Source organism: Corticimicrobacter sp. (assembly GCF_040137905.1).
Classification (GTDB): Bacteria; Pseudomonadota; Gammaproteobacteria; order Burkholderiales; family Burkholderiaceae_B; genus Corticimicrobacter.
In genome coordinates this window covers 69,064-86,614 of sequence record NZ_JBEFDG010000021.1, presented here as the reverse complement: position 1 = coordinate 86,614, position 17,551 = coordinate 69,064, and the positions used below count along the sequence as shown (strand labels likewise).

13 protein-coding genes are annotated in these 17,551 nt (G+C 63.6%); 5 read left to right on the top strand and 8 right to left on the bottom strand.

All coding sequences use genetic code 11. The features are described from left to right. Window positions 1-4 precede the first annotated feature (4 nt). The 3 genes from ABN482_RS03105 (at window position 5) to ABN482_RS03095 (ending at window position 2,636) form a co-directional block, all read left to right on the top strand. Window positions 5-901, top strand: a complete 897-nt coding sequence (locus tag ABN482_RS03105; protein ID WP_109062165.1) for a carbohydrate ABC transporter permease — start codon at window positions 5-7, stop codon at window positions 899-901. Between the two features lie 17 nt (window positions 902-918). After that, window positions 919-1,749, top strand: coding sequence for a carbohydrate ABC transporter permease (locus ABN482_RS03100; RefSeq protein ID WP_109062164.1), 831 nt, complete (start codon window positions 919-921; stop codon window positions 1,747-1,749). A gap of 74 nt (window positions 1,750-1,823) precedes the next feature. Further along, window positions 1,824-2,636, top strand: coding sequence for a phosphodiesterase (locus ABN482_RS03095; RefSeq protein WP_349502617.1), 813 nt, complete (start codon window positions 1,824-1,826; stop codon window positions 2,634-2,636). On the opposite strand, the gene ABN482_RS03090 is transcribed toward ABN482_RS03095, so the two are convergent. The 7 genes from ABN482_RS03090 to ABN482_RS03060 all read right to left on the bottom strand — a co-directional run bounded on the left by ABN482_RS03090 (window position 2,575) and on the right by ABN482_RS03060 (window position 14,624). Then, window positions 2,575-4,128 (bottom strand): MFS transporter, encoded by a 1,554-nt coding sequence (locus ABN482_RS03090; RefSeq protein WP_349502616.1) that lies wholly within the window; start codon window positions 4,126-4,128, stop codon window positions 2,575-2,577. The two genes, ABN482_RS03095 and ABN482_RS03090, sit on opposite strands and share 62 nt — an antisense overlap. After that, window positions 4,125-7,598 carry a UvrD-helicase domain-containing protein gene (locus ABN482_RS03085; RefSeq protein WP_349502615.1) on the bottom strand — a complete coding sequence of 1,158 codons (3,474 nt, stop codon included), beginning with the start codon at window positions 7,596-7,598 and terminating at the stop codon, window positions 4,125-4,127. Before ABN482_RS03085 ends, ABN482_RS03090 begins: the two co-directional genes overlap by 4 nt. After that, on the bottom strand, window positions 7,595-10,321 hold the full coding sequence (locus ABN482_RS03080) for a PD-(D/E)XK nuclease family protein (protein WP_349502614.1): 2,727 nt from the start codon (window positions 10,319-10,321) through the stop codon (window positions 7,595-7,597). The genes ABN482_RS03085 and ABN482_RS03080 overlap by 4 nt, the downstream gene beginning before the upstream one ends. 22 nt (window positions 10,322-10,343) lie before the next feature. Then, on the bottom strand, window positions 10,344-10,478 hold the full coding sequence (locus tag ABN482_RS03075; RefSeq protein WP_275667549.1) for a hypothetical protein: 135 nt from the start codon (window positions 10,476-10,478) through the stop codon (window positions 10,344-10,346). Further along, entirely contained in the window at window positions 10,475-11,710 is a 1,236-nt protein-coding gene (locus ABN482_RS03070) for an MFS transporter (RefSeq protein ID WP_349502613.1), read from the bottom strand. Before ABN482_RS03070 ends, ABN482_RS03075 begins: the two co-directional genes overlap by 4 nt. A 56-nt stretch (window positions 11,711-11,766) precedes the next feature. After that, window positions 11,767-13,884 carry a methyl-accepting chemotaxis protein gene (locus tag ABN482_RS03065; protein WP_349502612.1) on the bottom strand — a complete coding sequence of 706 codons (2,118 nt, stop codon included), beginning with the start codon at window positions 13,882-13,884 and terminating at the stop codon, window positions 11,767-11,769. A 236-nt stretch (window positions 13,885-14,120) separates the two neighbouring features. Then, window positions 14,121-14,624, bottom strand: a complete 504-nt coding sequence (locus tag ABN482_RS03060) for an Lrp/AsnC family transcriptional regulator (RefSeq protein ID WP_349502611.1) — start codon at window positions 14,622-14,624, stop codon at window positions 14,121-14,123. A 71-nt stretch (window positions 14,625-14,695) separates the two neighbouring features. On the opposite strand from ABN482_RS03060, the gene ABN482_RS03055 reads away from it, so the two are divergent. Next, entirely contained in the window at window positions 14,696-15,901 is a 1,206-nt protein-coding gene (locus ABN482_RS03055; RefSeq protein WP_349502610.1) for an MFS transporter, read from the top strand. A gap of 63 nt (window positions 15,902-15,964) precedes the next feature. Here ABN482_RS03055 and bfr read toward each other — a convergent pair whose 3' ends face one another. Further along, complete coding sequence (gene bfr / locus ABN482_RS03050) at window positions 15,965-16,429, bottom strand: bacterioferritin (RefSeq protein ID WP_349502609.1); 465 nt, start codon at window positions 16,427-16,429, stop codon at window positions 15,965-15,967. Between the two features lie 147 nt (window positions 16,430-16,576). Between bfr and ABN482_RS03045 the strand changes: the two genes are divergently transcribed. Next, window positions 16,577-17,509, top strand: coding sequence for a DMT family transporter (locus ABN482_RS03045; RefSeq protein WP_349502608.1), 933 nt, complete (start codon window positions 16,577-16,579; stop codon window positions 17,507-17,509). The last annotated feature ends 42 nt before the right edge of the window (window positions 17,510-17,551 follow it).

Below are 17,551 nucleotides of genomic sequence, written 5' to 3'. Positions count from 1 at the left end.
TGCCATGATTGCTGTCCAGTCCTCGCATACGCAGCGCCTGCAAAGCCTCTACGGCTGGATGCTGCTCGGCCCGGCACTCATCCTGCTGACGCTGTTCGCCTTCCTGCCGGCCCTGCATACCCTGCAGGCCAGCCTGATGACGCGCAGTACGGCGCGGCGCCCTTCGGTATTCGCGGGGCTGGACAACTATGCCAGCCTGACGGCCGATCCGGTCTTCTGGCAGGTATTGGGCAACAACCTGCTGTATGCCGCAGTCACCATCCCAGTGTCGATGATCCTGGCGCTGGGCATGGCGCTGTGGGCCAATGCAAAGCTGCCGGCACGCGGCTTCGTACGCTGCGCCTATTTCACGCCGACCATGCTGCCCATGATCGCCGCCGCCAACCTCTGGCTGTTTTTCTACACGCCGGGCCTGGGCCTGCTGGACCGCTTCACGGCGCTGTTCGGCATGGCCTCGACCAACTGGCTGGGCCAGCCGGAGACGGCACTCTGGGCCATCATGGCCGTGACGGTGTGGAAAGAGGCCGGCTTCTTCATGATTTTCTACCTGGCAGCACTGCAGACCCTGCCGCCCGACCTGCGCGATGCCGCACGCATCGAAGGTGCCAGCCGCTGGACTTATACCCGGCGAGTGGTCCTGCCGCTGCTGATGCCAACTACCATATTCATCCTGATCAACGCCCTGATCAATTCGGTCAAGCTGATCGACCACCTGTTCATTCTGACCAAAGGTGGCCCCAACAACGCTTCCAAGCTGGCCCTCTACTGGGTCTGGGAAATGGCCTTCGCCTACCTGGATACCCCTGCGGCTGCAGTCATGACTGTGCTGCTGCTGGTTTCGCTGGCCCTGATCGCCGCCATCAAGTTCCGCTGGCTGGATCGCCGCACCCATTACCAATGAACATCAGTACGAACACCATGACTGCCCTGCATCTCTGGCGCGAACGCGCCATCCATCTGCTCGACAGCGCCGGTGCGCTGCTGCTGGCCCTGCTCTGGATTACACCATTGCTGTTTGCCACCTGGGCCGCACTGCGTACCCCCGAGGCTGCGCTGGGCTTTGACTGGCAGCAAGGCTGGACGCTGGACAACTTCGTACAGGCCTGGGCGCGCGCGCCGTGGCCGCGCTATTTTCTCAACACCACCTTGCTGGTCGGACTGATCCTGGCAGGCCAGTTCCTGCTTTGCACACTGGCTGCCTATGCCTTTGCCCGCTTCGAATTTCCCGGCAAGCAGGCTGTCTTCCTGTTGATCCTGGCCCAGCTTTTCATCCTGCCCGAAGTGCTGATCGTGGAAAACTACGCCACCGTGGCCCGGCTGGGCTGGATCGACAGCCTGCTGGGCATGGGTGTGCCTTATATGGCCAGCGCCTTCGGGATCTTCCTGCTGCGCCAGACCTTCATGCAGGTGCCGCGCGAACTGGAGGATGCGGCCCGTATCGAGGGCTGCGGCATGATGGGCGTACTGTGGCGTGTCTACATCCCAGCGGCGCGTCCGGTCTATATCGCCTATGCCTTGGTCTCCGTCGCCACGCACTGGAACAATTTCCTGTGGCCGCTGGTGATCAGCAGCACCGACAGCACACGGCCACTGACCGTGGGCCTGTCGCTGTTCGGCGCGCCAGAGAGCGGCGTCAATATCGCGCTGATCGGTGCCGCCACCCTGATGACTGTCGCGCCGCTGCTCATCGGCTTCCTGATCTTCCAGCGCCAGTTCATCCAGGCTTTCCTGAGAGCCGGTATCCGTTGACCAAGCGCCCCTGCCCGTGCGCCCGCCCTCTTTGAGCCGTCTTCCCTAGTCAAATCGACAGGCACCATCACCCTATGAAAATCCTGCACGTTTCTGATCTGCACATCGTCCCGCCCGGCCAACGCCTCTTCTCGCTCGACCCGCTGGCTCAGTTCCAGGCCTGCATCGCGCATATCAACACCCATCACGCCGACGCGGATCTGTGCGTCCTGACCGGTGACCTGGCGCACGCCGGCGCACCCGAGGCTTATGCCGCACTGGCCGACAGTTTGAAGTCACTGACCGTCCCGTACCAGTTGCTGCTCGGCAACCACGATGACCGTGCCGGCTTCCTGACACAGTTTCCCGATACCCCGACCGATCGGCACGGCTTCGTGCAGTCCTGGTTGGACATGCATGATCTGCGCCTGATTTTTCTCGACACGCTGGAAGCCGGGGAAATCCATGGTCGGCTGTGTGAACGCCGGCTGCAGTGGCTGGCCGAAGCGCTGGACGGCGCGCGCGACCGCGACGTGCTGCTGTTCACGCACCATCCGCTGCCCGACCTGCAATACCCTTCCATGGACTGGATCGGACTGCGCGACAAGATGGCCGTGCTGCAATTGCTGCAGCGCCATGGCCGGGTCCGCCACCTTTTTTCAGGCCATGTGCACCGGGCCGCCTCGGGTATCTGGCAGGGCATGCCGTTTTCGACCGTGCCCGGCACCAACCACCAGCACGAACTCGATCTCGCCACGCCGGGCTATGCCACGACCCGGCTGGAACCGCCTGCCTATGCCATCGCCCTGTTTCGCGACGGCGACGTGGTCACGCACTTCCATGCCTTCACGGATGCGTCGGCGCGCTTTCCTTACCATCCGCCAGTTCACGACGCTGCCGCTGCCTGATCCAGGCCGCCGCCAGCCAGACCATGATCGTGCAGGCCACGATCACCACCAGATAGGCCTGGTCGAACGACTGCCGCGCCGTATCGACCAGCAGGCTGGCCTGGTCCGGTGCCAGCGGCTCGGCCGCAATCAGCGCCTCATCCAGACTGTCGCGCACCTGCGGCGAGACCGGCAGCCCTTCCGGCACCCGCATGGAGAGCATGTAGACCACACTCATGAGGCTGCCCATCAGCGCCACGCCCAGACCCCCACCCAGTTCATACGACACTTCTTCTATCGAGGCCGCCATGCCGGCACGCTCGGGGGGCGCATTGAACATGATTGCACTGGACGCTGCCGTCATGCCTGCCCCGATGCCGAAGCCGATCAGGGCCAGCGGCAGGATCACCCAGGACAGCGACAGCCCCGCCACTAGGCCCAGCAGGGCCAGCCCCAGTCCTGTCAGCCCCAGCGCCTGCCACATGACACGTTCACTTCCCAGCCTGGGCAGCCACACGCCGGCCAGCGGCCCGGCCACGAACGAGGCCAGCGAAATCGGCAGGATCAGCAGACCGGCCTGCAGTGGCGACAGTGACAGCACCAGTTGCAGGCGCTGGCTGAACACCAGTTCCATGCCGATCAGTGCAATCGAAGCGATCACGGCGGTCACCACCCCCGCCAGGAAGCGCCAGCGCCGGAACAGGGCAAAATCGATCAGCGGCTCGGGACGACGTCGCTGACGCCGTACGAACAGCCAGAGAAAAAACAGGCCGATGGCGCAGGCCAGCAAGGCCTCGCCATATGAAGCCGTCCGCTTGCTGACTTCCTTGATCGCATACACCAGGCCGATGATGCCGACCATGATCTGCAGCGACCCCGTCAGGTCCCAGCTACGCCCCGGATCGCGGCCCGAAACCGGGATGCGATACCCGGTCAGCACAAACGCCACCAGCACGACCGGCACGTTGATCAGGAACACCGCACCCCACCAGAAATATTCCAGCAGCAACCCGCCCAGCACCGGGCCAAGTGCCGCGCCACCCGAAGCCACCGCGGCCCATACGCCGATGGCGAACGACTGCTCGCGCGCATCGGTGAACGTATGGCGAATGATCGAAAGCGTGGCCGGCATCATCATGGCCGCGCCGACTGCCAGCAGGGCACGCGCCCCGATCAGCCAACCCGGCGTCGGCGAATACGCCGCCCACAGCGAGGCGGCACCGAACACCAGCAGGCCCGACATGAAGAGCCGCCGATGCCCCAGGCGATCCCCCAACGTGCCCAGTCCAGGTAACAGACCGGCCACGATCAGCGCATAGATATTGAGGATCCAGAGTTTTTCGCTGGCAGTCGCATGCAGATCGTGGGTCAGCCTGGGCAAGGCCGTATAAAGCACGGTCATGTCGACCACGATCAGGAAAAGCGCACTCGATACGATGGCCAGAATCAGCCATCGGTCAGCATGTTGCGCCTGCGCTGCGGAAGGAGAATGGGGATGTTGCGTCTGCGTCATAGCCCCGGATTGTATGCGCTGCCGGATGACACCGGCACTTGCGCAGCCCCCATGTCGAGCCACAGGTCTGCACGCGGGAAGAACAGTGCCGCCTGGGCGGGTTGCCGGGTCAGGGCCACCAGTTGGTCGAGATAACGCTGCATCTGGTCGCGATACTGCGCCCGCATGCGATCGGCAAACACCTCGGCGGATTCGTCCAATCCCGGGCGACCCGACTTGTAGTCCACCACCAGCCAGCCCCCCTCGCGCTCCAGTGCCAGATCGAGAATCGACACCTTGCCGGACATGTCCAGCAAGGGCCACTCACGACGGGCCTCGGACTGGGACAGCAGCCACTGCCCCCGTTCGCTGGCCAGCATGCACAGCAGCGTATCCTGCACGTCCAGCGCAGCCGCCTCGACGTGCGCGGGCGGCACACCCGCACGGGTCAGTTGCCGTCGGATCAGCGGCAGGCCATCATGGATGCGCGTCTGCGGCCAGCGGGCCAGACCTTCGGCCCCCATCCGCGCCAGCCAGGCGTGCGCCACCGTGCCCATGAGCCGGTCATAGGCCCCCTGCTGCGCCCAGCGCACGCGCGACAACCGAATACCGCCATCCTGGACTGGCCCCGCGCCAGGCATAGCCTGGCCCTCGGCCAGCACGACCCGCTGCAGCGGCGGCCCCTGGAAGTCGGGCAGCATGAGCGTCGATCCCTCACCGCTCTCGCGCACCGGTACCTGCGGCACGCCCGGCGCAGGCAGGACCGGCCACAGCTTGCCCATCAGGGTGGAAGCGGCAGGTGGTTTGGGTTCGCCCGAAGCATCGTCGACCTCGACCTGCGCCATCAGGTGCAGGCGCTTGCGCGCGCGGGTCGCCGCCACATACAGCAGCCGTTCTGTTTCATAGTCGGTACGACGACGCTCGCGACGCGCCAGATAGCGCGCCACCGGGTCAGCCTCGGTATCGGCCCGCGCCTTGACGGGCCCCATCAGGATGTCATCTCCCTGCTGTTCAAAGCGCACCAGGGGATCACGGTCGCGTGCCGGCAGTCGCTGCAGGCCATAGAGAATGACCGTCTCGAACTGCAGCCCCTTGGATTTGTGCATGGTCATGATCTCGACCTGACCCGTGCGAACGCCGGACGCATCATCGGGGTCATCGTCGATCCCGTTTTCCTGCGAAGAAGCATAGAGCCGGCCTATCTCGGCTTCGAACCGGTCCAGGTCAAGCGCCCCATAGGGTGCAATCCTTTCCAGCAATGAAAACAGGCTCTGCGCATCGGCCAGATCACCCGGCCCGACGTACAGGCCAGGGCCTCCCAGCCGGGTCCAGACCTGCTCGACCCAGGCCGCAAAAGGCAAGCGACCGGAGGCATTGCTGTCATCCAGCAGGATGCCGGCCACCCGTGCCAGCCTGTGCCACTCGCCAGCAGCGAGTGACTGTGGCGCACCACGCCCGGCGGCACGCAATACCCGCTGCAGCAGGACCGGCACCGGCGTGCGATGATCGTCCCCCAGCAGGACATGCAGGCTGTCCAGTGTCAGGCCACACCAGGGGGCTCGCAAGACCGACAGCCAGGCCAGCCGGTCACCAGGATGCACCAGGGCGCGTACCAGTTGGACCAGATCGACCACCACCGCCCGCCGAGCCAGCGGAATCAGTTCGACCGCCCGACAGGCAATACCGGCCTGTGCCAGCGCCCGCGCCGCCGATCCCAGGTGCGTGCGGGCACGAACCAGCACCGCGACCGGATGGGCACTGCCGGCGTGGCGCTCCAGCGCCTCGCGGCAAAGCCGCACCAGCGTCTGCGCAGACAGGCGTTCGGCAGCAACATCCGAACCTTCGATCAGGTGCAGGCCAACCGGCTCGCCGGCTTCCGTCGGCACAAAAGCCTGTGAGGGCGCGTAGCGGATCGCGCCGCTGACCGGATCATCCAGGCTGGGCAAGAGTTGCCCGAACACCTGGTTGACCCATTCGACGATACCGCCCTGCGAACGGAAGTTATCGGTCAGTTGCAGGAATTCGGGCTGCAAGGCTCCCAGCCCCTGATCGCGAACCGACAGGAACAGCCCCACCTCGGCCTTGCGGAAACGGTAGATGGACTGCATCGGATCGCCCACCAGAAACAGCGTGCGTCCATCCTCGGGCTGCCAGCCCGAGGTCAGGGTTTCCAGCAACCGGATCTGCATCTGGCTGGTGTCCTGGAATTCGTCGATCAGCAGGTGACGAATGCTGGCATCCATGCGCAGCAGCAATTCGCCCGGATCATCTTCGGTGCCGAGCGCCCGGATGGCACGCAACGCAATTTCGGTGAAATCGACCTCGCCAGCTTCGGAAAACTGCAACATCAATTGTGCTGCGGCCAGCCGCAAGGCCATCAACTGGGCGTTGAGCACTGCCCACTGCGCGTCGGTCAGATGCGGGTCAGGCAACTGGCGGGCGGCATCCAGGCTGCTGCACCAGCGGTCATCCAGACCCGCCAGCCCCTCCAGCCAATCGCCCAGCACAGTTTTTTGCAGACTCTTCGGCGGGAAACCACCCTTGACCGTCAGTCCGCGTGGCTTGCGCAACCCGCCATCAGCCGTCAGCAGCAAAGCGGCCAGCGCGCGCCAGCGCGGCAGCTCATGCGCATCGGCAGCCAATGGTTCGCCCACCCAGTCCCGCAAGGCCGCCAGGGGATTGAAGTCGATCTCGTCTGCGGCCTGGCGCTCGTCGAGCGCCGCGCAGGCCAGCCTTGCCACGTCAGGCAGCACACGCAGCCAGCCATCGGGCATGGCGCGTACCAGTTGCTGCATGTCCTGGCCGATCATGCGCGCCATGGCGTCTTCCAGCGATCCCCGATCCGCGCCATGCGCCAGCAGGGGCAACCACTGTTCGCGCTGGGCCAGCATGCCTGCCAGCGCCTCCTCGGCTGCCACAGCATCCACATCCATATGGATCAGCAGCGTGCGAATGGCGTCCAGGTCACCGGCCATATCGAGCGTGGCCCGTGCCGCTGCGCGGTAGTGCAATTCGGGCCGATCGGCCATGTCGGGCAGGCCGCCCAGCTCGGACAGCCAGGGCAGGCGACGCACCAGCGACGCGCAAAAAGCATCGATCGTACGTATCCCCAGCCGCGCCGGATAGTCGAGCAGGTGCCAACCCAGTTCGGCATCGCGCTGCAGGGCCGCGCGTGCCAGTTGCCAGCTTTGCAACTGATGCGCCTGCTCGGGGGGCACATCCCGGTCGCGGGCCGCCTGCAGTTTTTCCAGCACCCGCGCATGCATTTCGGCAGCCGCCTTGCGCGTGAAGGTGATCGCCACGATTTCCTCGGGCTTCTGGACTGTGGACAACAGTGCCAGGATACGATCGGTCAGCAATTCGGTCTTGCCGGAACCGGCCGGTGCCTGCACCAGGAACGAACTACGGGTATCGAGCGCCCGCCGGCGCTGAGCCAGATCATGCGGCTGGCGTTCAGTGCCGCTCCCGGCATGGGCAGATATCATGGTCATGCTTCATCCTCTTCGGCCTGCCAGTCCTCCAGATCCAGCCGCAGGAAGGCAGCCGCATCGCAATAGCGCAGGTCAGCGCCATGCCAGGCACGGTTGACGGCCCAGCCGGCCGCATACTCATCGGCCAGTCGTTCGATGGCGGTCCGCCAGCGCAACAACAGCGCCGGCCAATCCTGTGGTGCCGGCCCTGCCGGGCTGTCATCCATGAACATGCCGGGCACAGCGTCAGGCCACTGCCAGTCGGGCAGGTGCGCCAGTCCCGCCACGCCCATGTCATGCTCGGCAATCCCCTTGGCCGCCACCTTGCGGGCATGCAGTTGCGCCAGCATCAGGCCGGACACCCCGCCGACCACCGAGGCATAGAAAGGCAATTGCAATTCCACCGGGCGCAGGCGCGTCCAGTCGCGCCCGGGCTCGGCCACCGACGAGCCGGTCTTGTAGTCCACCACCAGTCGTCCTTCATCGACCTGATCAATGCGGTCCAGTCGTACCCGCAGGGACAATGGACCACGACGCCAGACGTGGGCCTGCTCGACGCCATCGATCCTGAAAGGTTCGCGCTGCGCATCCAGGTCCAGCCAGCGCAAGGCGATGCCGCAGGCACGGGCCTTTTCCAGTTCACGCTCGGCAGGCAAGGCGTCATCCAGATATTGCCGGGCCGCCTGTTCTGCCGCCTCGACCACCAGTGCCTCCAGCCGATGTTCCGCCATCGCCTGGTGCAGGCGATCCTGGCTGCCCAGCACCTTCCAGAGTGCCTCCATGACACCATGCAAAAACTGTCCGCGAGACAGAGCACCGCCCGGCTGCGCATACGATGCCAGGCTGCGCCCGCCCAACCGGTGCCGCAGGAAAGCCCACTGCGGATTGCGCGACTGCAACTCCAGCACATCCAGCCCGCCACGCATGACACCGGCCTCGCCCGCCTCGGGTTGCCACAATGCCAGCGCCGGCCCCTGCTCATCAACCAGCGTCTCCTGCAGCAATGCTACCGGCACGGCAGGCACCGGCCAGTCGCAGCCCGCCAGGGGCAAGGCCGCGATCAGGGGTGCGGGACGCATCTCGCGCTCGCCATCCCGGCGGGCATGGCTGAACATGATATCGGGTGCCGTACGACACAACGCCGCATACATCTGTTCGGCCCATATCCGCTCGCGATCCACCGTAGCGCGGGGTGCGCCCGCCTGCCGCAGGACCTGGGCCGGCAGCAACGGGTTTGGACTGGGCATATCGGGCAGCACCTCATCGACCAGCCCAAGTACCCAGACGCCGTCCCAGCGGCCACCTTCGGCTTCCAGCAGGCCCAGCACATCCAGTCTTGCGTCGGGTGCCCGCTGGGGCTGGAAAGCCGTGTTGGTCAACATCCGCTGCCACAGTCTCAGCGCCACCGTCCCTTCCAGTTCAGGCTCCAGGACCGACAGCGCCGCAAAGCGATCCAGCGCGGCAGACAGCGCCTCGCAGGCCTGAAAACCGACACTGTCGAGACTGGCATCGCCCGGAAAACCCAGCAGGCCCAGAGCGGCCCGCCAACGCGCCGCCCAGTCCTGCGCCGCCGTCCCGGCATCCGGATCGACCCAGATGGCCAGTGCCTGCTGCCAGGCCTGTGCCAGCGCAGGGTTGGCTCCCTGCAATCGCTCCAGCCATAGTGCCTGCGTGACAGTGACTTCGCCGCTGCGTCGCTGGCGCACGTCGATCTCGACCATGCCTGCCTGGGCACTGCGATCACCTGTCACCTGCCCCAGCAACAAGGCCTGCCCCAGCACGGGTACGGGACAGGTGGCATTTTCCGCAAAGGTAGCCAGGGTTTCCAGCCAGGCCAGCGCAGCCCGTGCCACGGACCATTCGTCCAAAGGACGGCCTACGGCGACGTTATAAGGCAAGGCCGACTGCCCGGGCCGGGCCGCCAGCGCCTGTTCGAGCAAGCGCCGGGCCAGCGGCGCATCGCTTTCGAGGTGTGCGGCCACAATGGCATAACGGCCTTGCGGATCGGCTCGCAGGCGCTCTGCGGCCCAGGCGACCGCCATGCGCCATTCGGCCTGGGGATCTGCAGCCGCAAAACGGCGCAACCGCGCCGTTTCGAGACGCTCGGCACTGTCGGCATGCAGTTGCCATAGCTGCGCACCACGCGCAGCCAGTGCCGCCAGCATGGCCTGCTGGCGCGGCGAGTATTCATTGAAACCGGCCAGCACGACATGCGCAGGCACCGGCACGGCCTCGTCAAGGGACAGGGCATCGATCACCCGGGCTGCGCTGCGCCCGGCATCCTCGGCATCCAGTGCTGCCAGTTGCCGGACATAGGCCTCGCGCCAGCAGGCAAAGCGGGTGTATTCGTGCGTGGCCTCGGCAGGTGCCACGGCCAGATCCCACTCATCCATCAGGGCATCGGCATCGGCCGCCAGCCGCGCAGTCTGCCCGAAGTCAAGCAGGGGTCTGTCGTGCTCGGCCTGCGCAATGACCCGTTCCCACAGGCGTTGCGTGGCAAAGCTGTCCAGTCGCCAGGCCGACAGCGGCACCTGGCCCCCAAAGCCAAGCTGGTCTGCCATGTCGACCAGCCAGGCCGACAGCGGCACGATGCGCGGCAATTCGGCGACGCGCTGCTGTGGCCCCAGGGTCGCCGCCATATCGGCAATCAGCCGCCGGGCGAGCCGGTTGTTGACCGTCAGTGCCAGGGTGTCGGCTGCCGGCAGGGCCATCCAGCCGGCCCAGTCGAGTTCCTGCAATTCCATGCTCAAGCTCCGCAATGGCAGGTCAGAACCCGCACATCGTCATGAAGGTTTCCCAGTTGAGCAGCATCGAAGGCGACAGATAGGCACGAAAGCCCACGGCCAGCAGCAGGAGCACCAGCGCATAGCCCGCCCAGGTCCACAGGCGACCGGGCTTCATGCCGCCCTCGCCGGCACCGGCGGTGCCAGGGGCTGCTCGCGTATCGGCAGGCACAGCGCCGCCGCAACCAGTGCCAGAGCCAGGCCAACCCACCACACCAGGTCATAGCTGCCCGTCTCGGCATAGACGCGGCCGCCCATCACCACGCCGACGTAGCTGCCGATCTGGTGTCCGAGAAAGGCCACGCCGGACAGCGTAGCGGCATAGCGCAAACCATAGATCTGGCCGATCAGACCTTGCGTGAGGGGCACAGTGCCCAGCCAGAACAGCCCCATCCATGCTGCGAATACGTAGAGGACCCAGGGCGAGAGCGGCATTTCGAGCAGCCAGAGCATGCCCAGCGCGCGCAGGCCATAGATCCAGGCCAGCAACTGTTTCTTGCTGTGCCGCCCCCCCAGCTTGCCGGCCATGAAAGAGCCGATCACATTGAAGAGCCCGATCACGGCCAGGGCAATGGCCCCATGGGTCGGTGTCAGCCCGCCATCCATCACATAGGCAGGCAGGTGCAGCGTAATGAAAGCCGTATGGAAGCCGCAGACCGCATAACTCCAGAACAGCAGCTGGAAAGACCTGTCGCGGACGGCCTGGCGCACACTGTCGCCCAGGGACTGCTGCGTATCACGGGCCTGGGCCGGACGACCGCGCAGTAACCAGACCAGCGGCAGGCCGGCCGCCGTGAACAGCGACAGTGCCCAGAGGGCCCCCGACCAACCCATGCCATCAATGGCAAACTGGCCTGCGGGGACCACCAGGAACTGGCCCAGCGAGCCCCCCGCACTGGCAATACCCATCGCGGTACTGCGCGCTGCGGCAGGCACGGCACGGGCAATCACCGGCAGGATCACGGGAAAGGTCACACCGGCCTGCCCCATGCCCACCAGCACACCCGCCGTCAGGTAGAGACTCAGTTCACTGTCTGCAAAAAGCATGCCAATCAGGCCTGCCGCATACAGCAACAGGCCCAGCACGATCGTGCGGCCCGAGCCGAAGCGGTCGGCCATCATGCCCATGAGAATGCTGAATACGCCCCAGACCAGGTTCTGGATGGCGAAGGCCATGGAAAACACATCGCGGTCCCAGCCACGATCCATGCCCATGGGCTGCATGAACAGCCCGAAAGTGGCACGGGTGCCCATCGCCAGCAGCACCACCAGCGTACCGGCCAGCACCACCTTGACGGAAAAGGACTCGGACGTTTCAGTGGCCGGCGAGCGGACCTGCTGCGTGGACATGGATGATCCCCATACACTTGTATCTGTTATGAATGGGGATCATACAATTTTCCCTGTCAGAACGTATCCCAGTCGCCGTCATCCTTGCGAGACTGCGCCACCGGTACTGCAGCCTTGCGGGCCGGCGCCGTGAACTTGGCCGGGGCCGCAGCGGGTGCAGCCAGCGCAGCCTTGACCGTCGGTTCGCGGCGGGTTGCAGGCGCGGGTGCGACACGCTGTGCCTTGCGGGCGACCGGTGCCGGCGCGGCTACCGCTGCACGACGTACCGGAGCGGATTGCGTGACCGCCCGTGCAAGATCGTCATCACCCTCATCTGTCTTGAATACCGCCACGGCCTGAGCCAGTCGTGTGGCCTGTTCTTCCAGGGATGCGGACGCTGCCGCAGCCTGCTCCACCAGGGAGGCATTCTGCTGGGTGACATGATCCATCTGGCCCACCGCCTGGTTGACCTGGTCGATCCCGGTTGCCTGCTCGCGCGAGGCGGCCGAGATTTCCTCGATCAGATCGCTGACCCGGCGAACCGACTTGACGATGTCTTCCATCGTGACGGCGGCCTGCTGCACCTGGGACGAACCTGCCGTGACCTTGTTGACGGAATCATCGATCAACGTCTTGATTTCCTTGGCGGCACCTGCGCTGCGCTGCGCCAGTGAACGCACTTCGGAAGCCACCACGGCAAACCCCTTGCCCTGTTCGCCGGCACGGGCTGCCTCGACCGCAGCGTTAAGGGCCAGAATGTTGGTCTGGAAGGCAATGCTTTCGATCACGCCGATGATGTCGGCAATCCGGCGTGAACTATCGGAAATGCCATGCATGGTGGACACCACGCGCCCCACTACCTCACCGCCACGCACAGCCACGCTGGACGCCTCGTTGGCCAGCGATGTCGCCTGGTTGGCATTGTCGGCGTTGTTCTTGACCGTGGAAGCCAGTTGTTCCATGCTGGCCGCCGTTTCCTCCAGCGAAGCGGCCTGCTGCTCGGAACGGGACGACAGGTCGGCATTGCCGGAAGCGATCTCCTGGGCACCGGTATTGATTTCCTTGACGCCACTGCGCACCGTGCTGACCGTACGCGCCAGGAACTGCTGCATGCGGTGCATGGCCTGCTGCAACTGGCCCAGCTCATCACGACGCGTGCTGCTGATCGTATGTGTCAGGTCACCATGGGCAATCTGCTCGGCCAGCGTCACGGTGCGACGCAGCGGACGCACGATCTGACGACCGATCAACCATGCCGCCAGCACCCCCAGCACGACGGCAGCCACCGACAGGATAATCATCAGCAGACCATTGCGCTCGGCCGCTTCACGCGAACGCGCCAGCTCGTTCTGGAAGACATTCTGGCTGATGGTATTGAAGCTGGTCACGATGTCACTCATCTGACTGGCCAGGTCATCACGCTGTACCACAACGGGCAGGAAACCCACCACGCCGGCACGATATTCACCCAGCAGCGCAATGATGTTCTGCAGTCGGGTATGTGCATCACCCTGCAGGCGCGGCAGCAACGCATCCATCGACTTGCGTACATCGTCGAGCGCCTTGAGCGAAGACTCCTCGCTCTTGGCATCCTCGTTCATGACCAGTCCACGCACCTGATAGCGCAGCATGGCGAACTGCTCGGCAATGCTGCCGACGGCGATCGCCACATCGGCCTGCTCGTAAAGATTTTCGCCATAGGGATCCTGCCGCGCCTCGTGCAGCAATTGATCCGTCAGCTCGCGCAGGGCCGGTACCAGCTTGTTGCCTGGCTCGATCATCCGGCGTCGCGCAGCCCACCAGTCTTCATGGGCCTTTTCCAGACCGGCTCGCAGGGCGCTGTACTGCTCGACCACATGCGGCATCATCAGGATGACCTGTTCATCCTCGACATCCCAGTTCAGATTGCGGCTGTTCTGCAGCAACGCCAGAATGCGCTGATTCTGCGTCTCGACCTCCGCCAACAGCTTCACGTCACGCGAGCGCGCAAACTCCAGCCGCGCAAAATTGGCCTTGTCGAGTGCATCCCCGATCTCGGCAGCGGCATTGATCTTTTCGATGTGCTGCCGGCTGGCATCAAGCGACTTGATGCCCACGATCGCCAGCATCGCCACCAACAGCAGAACAAACCCGAATCCCAGACCGAGTTTACGTGTTACAGGAAGATTTTCCAGACTGAACGATAGCCGGCTCATAGATCGACACCCTGCCTTTGCTCAATGCAAAAGATAAATAAAAGATTAAAAAACGCAACTTTATTCTACACGCCCACCTTATTCCCAATCCGGCGATAAGGCGGCACTTTTTGAGCATGGTCAACAAACAGGGACAAGGCGATCCGGTCGGCAGCCATCAATTTGCACGCCACCAGACTCGCCATCACAGCAACGGCTTGCACCCGGAATACAGCATGAAAAGCCTTCCGGAGAAACTAGGGAGACGGGTCCGGCCCCCGCTCCACAAATGTGGACAGGACGATATAACTGCGTGTGCCATCCACACCCTCGATATCCTGTATTTTTTCAAGGAGTGCTTCCAGCCCTTCGGTCTCGCGAACCCGCACCTTGAGCAATACGCAACTATCGCCCGCGACCGTATGCATCTCCTCGATCTCAGGCAAATGACCCAAGGTCAGCAATCGCCTGGTGCTGACGACATTTTTCGTATTGACCAACACGAACGTCAGCAACGTCCTGCCCACCTTGCAGCCATCGATTCTGGCCACGGTTGCCTTGATGACACCATCCCGCTTGAGGCGCTTGACCCGGTCATGGACTGCCGGAGCCGACAGGTGCAGAACCTCGCTCAGTTCGGCATAGCTTCTGGAACTGTCCTCGGACAGCAACCCTAATATCTTTCGGTCAACTTCATCCAGTTTGGCGGGCTGGTGCCTGGCTTGCTTAACGGCATTCGTTTCTTCAATTTTGTTAGGCATTTGATGTTTATTTCCTAATATTTTTAGGAATATGATGCCAAACATCAAAAAAATTAGCTACAGGAATCATTATGCCTCTCGCACTGTGGGCCCTTGTCATCGGGGCTTTCGGCATCGGCACCACCGAGTTCGTCATCGCCGGATTACTGCCTGCAATCGCCGCCGACTTCAACATCACCATCCCCGTCGCCGCCAACCTGGCAACCAGCTATGCATTGGGGGTCTTTGTGGGTGCACCCATCCTGATCATCCTGGGCCGGCGCACCTCACGGAAAAACATGCTGGCATTCCTGACGCTGCTGTTTGTCATCGGCAATCTGGTCACGGCGCTTGCCCCCACCTTCGAGATCGCCATTGCCGGACGCATCATTACTTCACTGACGCATGGCGCATTCTTTGGCATCGGCTCGATCCTTGCAGCCACGATGGTGCCAACGGAGAAACGCGTCCGCGCCATTGCCTTCATGTTTTCAGGTCTGACAGTCGCCACACTGGTGGGCGTACCGGCAGGCACCTGGCTCAGTCAACAGATTTCCTGGCAGGCGACCTTCTATGCCATTACCGTGATCGGCCTCGCGACCCTTGCCGGTATCCTCACGCTCCTTCCTCCTTCGCCAAAGCCCAAAACACAGCCGATCGGGCATGAATTGGCCGCTTTCGGAAATGCCAGGGTACTGCTGGCAATGGGCATTACCATTCTGGGACCTGCGGCGTTCTTTACATCCATCACTTACATCGCACCGATGATGACGGAAATTGCCGGCTTTTCTGAGACAGCGGTGACATGGCTGTTGATGGTATTCGGCTTCGGCCTGTTCGTCGGGAACTGGCTGGGTGGCCGCTATGCCGATCGCGCGCTGATGCCCATGCTCTATTTCACATTGCTGGCGCAGGCCATGGTGCTGTTCGCCTTCCATTTCATGGCCACAAGCCAGATGGCCTCGGTCATTTGCATTTTCCTGATGGCGGCATTCGGATTTGCAACGGTATCGCCCATCCAGAAACTGGTCATGGACAAAGCCCGGGCAGCAGGCGCGCCAACCATGGCGGCGGCCGTCAACATTGGGCTGTTCAACCTCGGTAATGCGCTGGGGGCCTGGCTGGGCGGACTGGTCATTGCCTTTGGTCTGGGATTCACATCCCCGAACTGGGCAGGAGGGCTATTGTCCATGGCAGCCTTGGCGCTTGCCATTGTCTCCGGCCTGCTGGATCGCCATGAAGCCGCCACCCGAAACCGCAAGACACGCGATAGCAATCAAAAAATGCGGACTGCATAAAAAAAGGACGCGAAATCGCGCCCGTCTGACAGCAAGTACCGCGCTGGCGGCACGCTCAGGAAATCAGACCTGGGACTGCAGGTAGTTTTCCAGGCCCATTTTCTCGATCAGGCCCAGTTGCTTCTCAAGCCAGTAGGCATGGTCCTCTTCGGTATCCTTGAGCTGCGCGACCAGCACGTCGCGGCTGACATAGTCGCCGGCACGTTCGCAGATATCGACGCCCTTGCGCAGCGCAGCGCGCACTTCGTACTCCAGCGCCAGATCCTTGCGCAGCATATCAGGCACATCGGCCCCCGGCGTGAACTCGGAAGGACGCATATCGGGCTTGCCGTCGAGGAACAGGATGCGTGCCAGCAACGCGTCGGCGTGCTGGGTTTCCTCTTCCATTTCATGGTTGATGCGATCGTAGAGTTTGCTGAACCCCAGGTGCGCGTAGGTGCGTGAATGGATGAAGTACTGGTCGCGTGCGGCCAGTTCGCCACGCAGCAGCTTGGTGAAATAGTCGATGACTTCGGGGTTTCCTTGCATGATCGCACCCTCTCTGTTGGGCAATATTTGATGATGGCGGCAGTATGACACAGGGGTATGGCACTGCCTATACCTGCCATGTCGATGGTTATTGCGCCTGATTCTTACACCCATGCTATAACTCGCCCTCTGTCTCAGGAGAATCCCATGTTCCGCGCCAACGCCCGCGACGTTGCCGCCTCGCGATCCGGCGAGAGCGGCTCTTCTGCGTTGCTCGGCGTAGGTCTGCTGGCCCTGTCCTCGGTGGTTCTTTCCTGTCTGGATGCCAGCAGCAAATGGACCATGGGCGAAGGCGGCCCGCTGCTGCTGGTTGCCTGGTTCCGGTATGCCATGCATCTCGTGCTGGTCGTCGGTATTTTCATGCCGGCGCGGGGCCGGTCCCTGTTCCGCAGCACCGTACCGCACCGTCAGCTCCTGCGCGGCGTACTCATGCTGGGGGCAACGCTCAGTGTATTCATGGCCCTCTCGTACCTGCCCCAGGCACAGTTCACCGCCATCGCTTTCCTGGCACCGTTGCTGGTGCTGTGCGCCGCCCCATGGCTGCTCGGCGAACGCCCCCGGCTGTCGCGCTGGATCGCCGCCGGCGTGGCGTTTCTGGGCGTGCTCGTCATCGTGCGCCCGAGCGGAGGACTGCATCCGATCGGCGTCCTGTTCGCGCTGCTGGCGGCCTGTCTGCTGGCAGGCCAGTTCATCGCCACACGCGGTATTGCCCGCGATCACCCACTGACCTCGCTGGTCTGGAGCGGCATGGTCGGCACCTGCCTGCTGTCGGTGTTGCTGCCCTTCTATGGCCTGGGCCGGCTGCAGGCCGAACTGGCAGCCCTGCCGCCCACGGTGTGGCTGGTCATGCTGTCGACCGGGCTCAGCGGTGCGCTGGGTCATCTGCTCCAGATCGCCGCTTACCGCCACGCCCCGGCCTCCATGCTGGCACCTTATACCTACCTGCAGATCGTCAGCGCCACCTTTACAGGATGGCTGGTCTGGCGCCAGTTTCCGGACACCACCACCTGGCTGGGCATTGCCATGATCTGCGGCAGCGGAATCGCGATTGCATTCTGGGAGTGGCGTCACAAGGCATAGGGCAAATCAGCCCCTGCTTTTCCATGCCTACAGGCCCGGGCA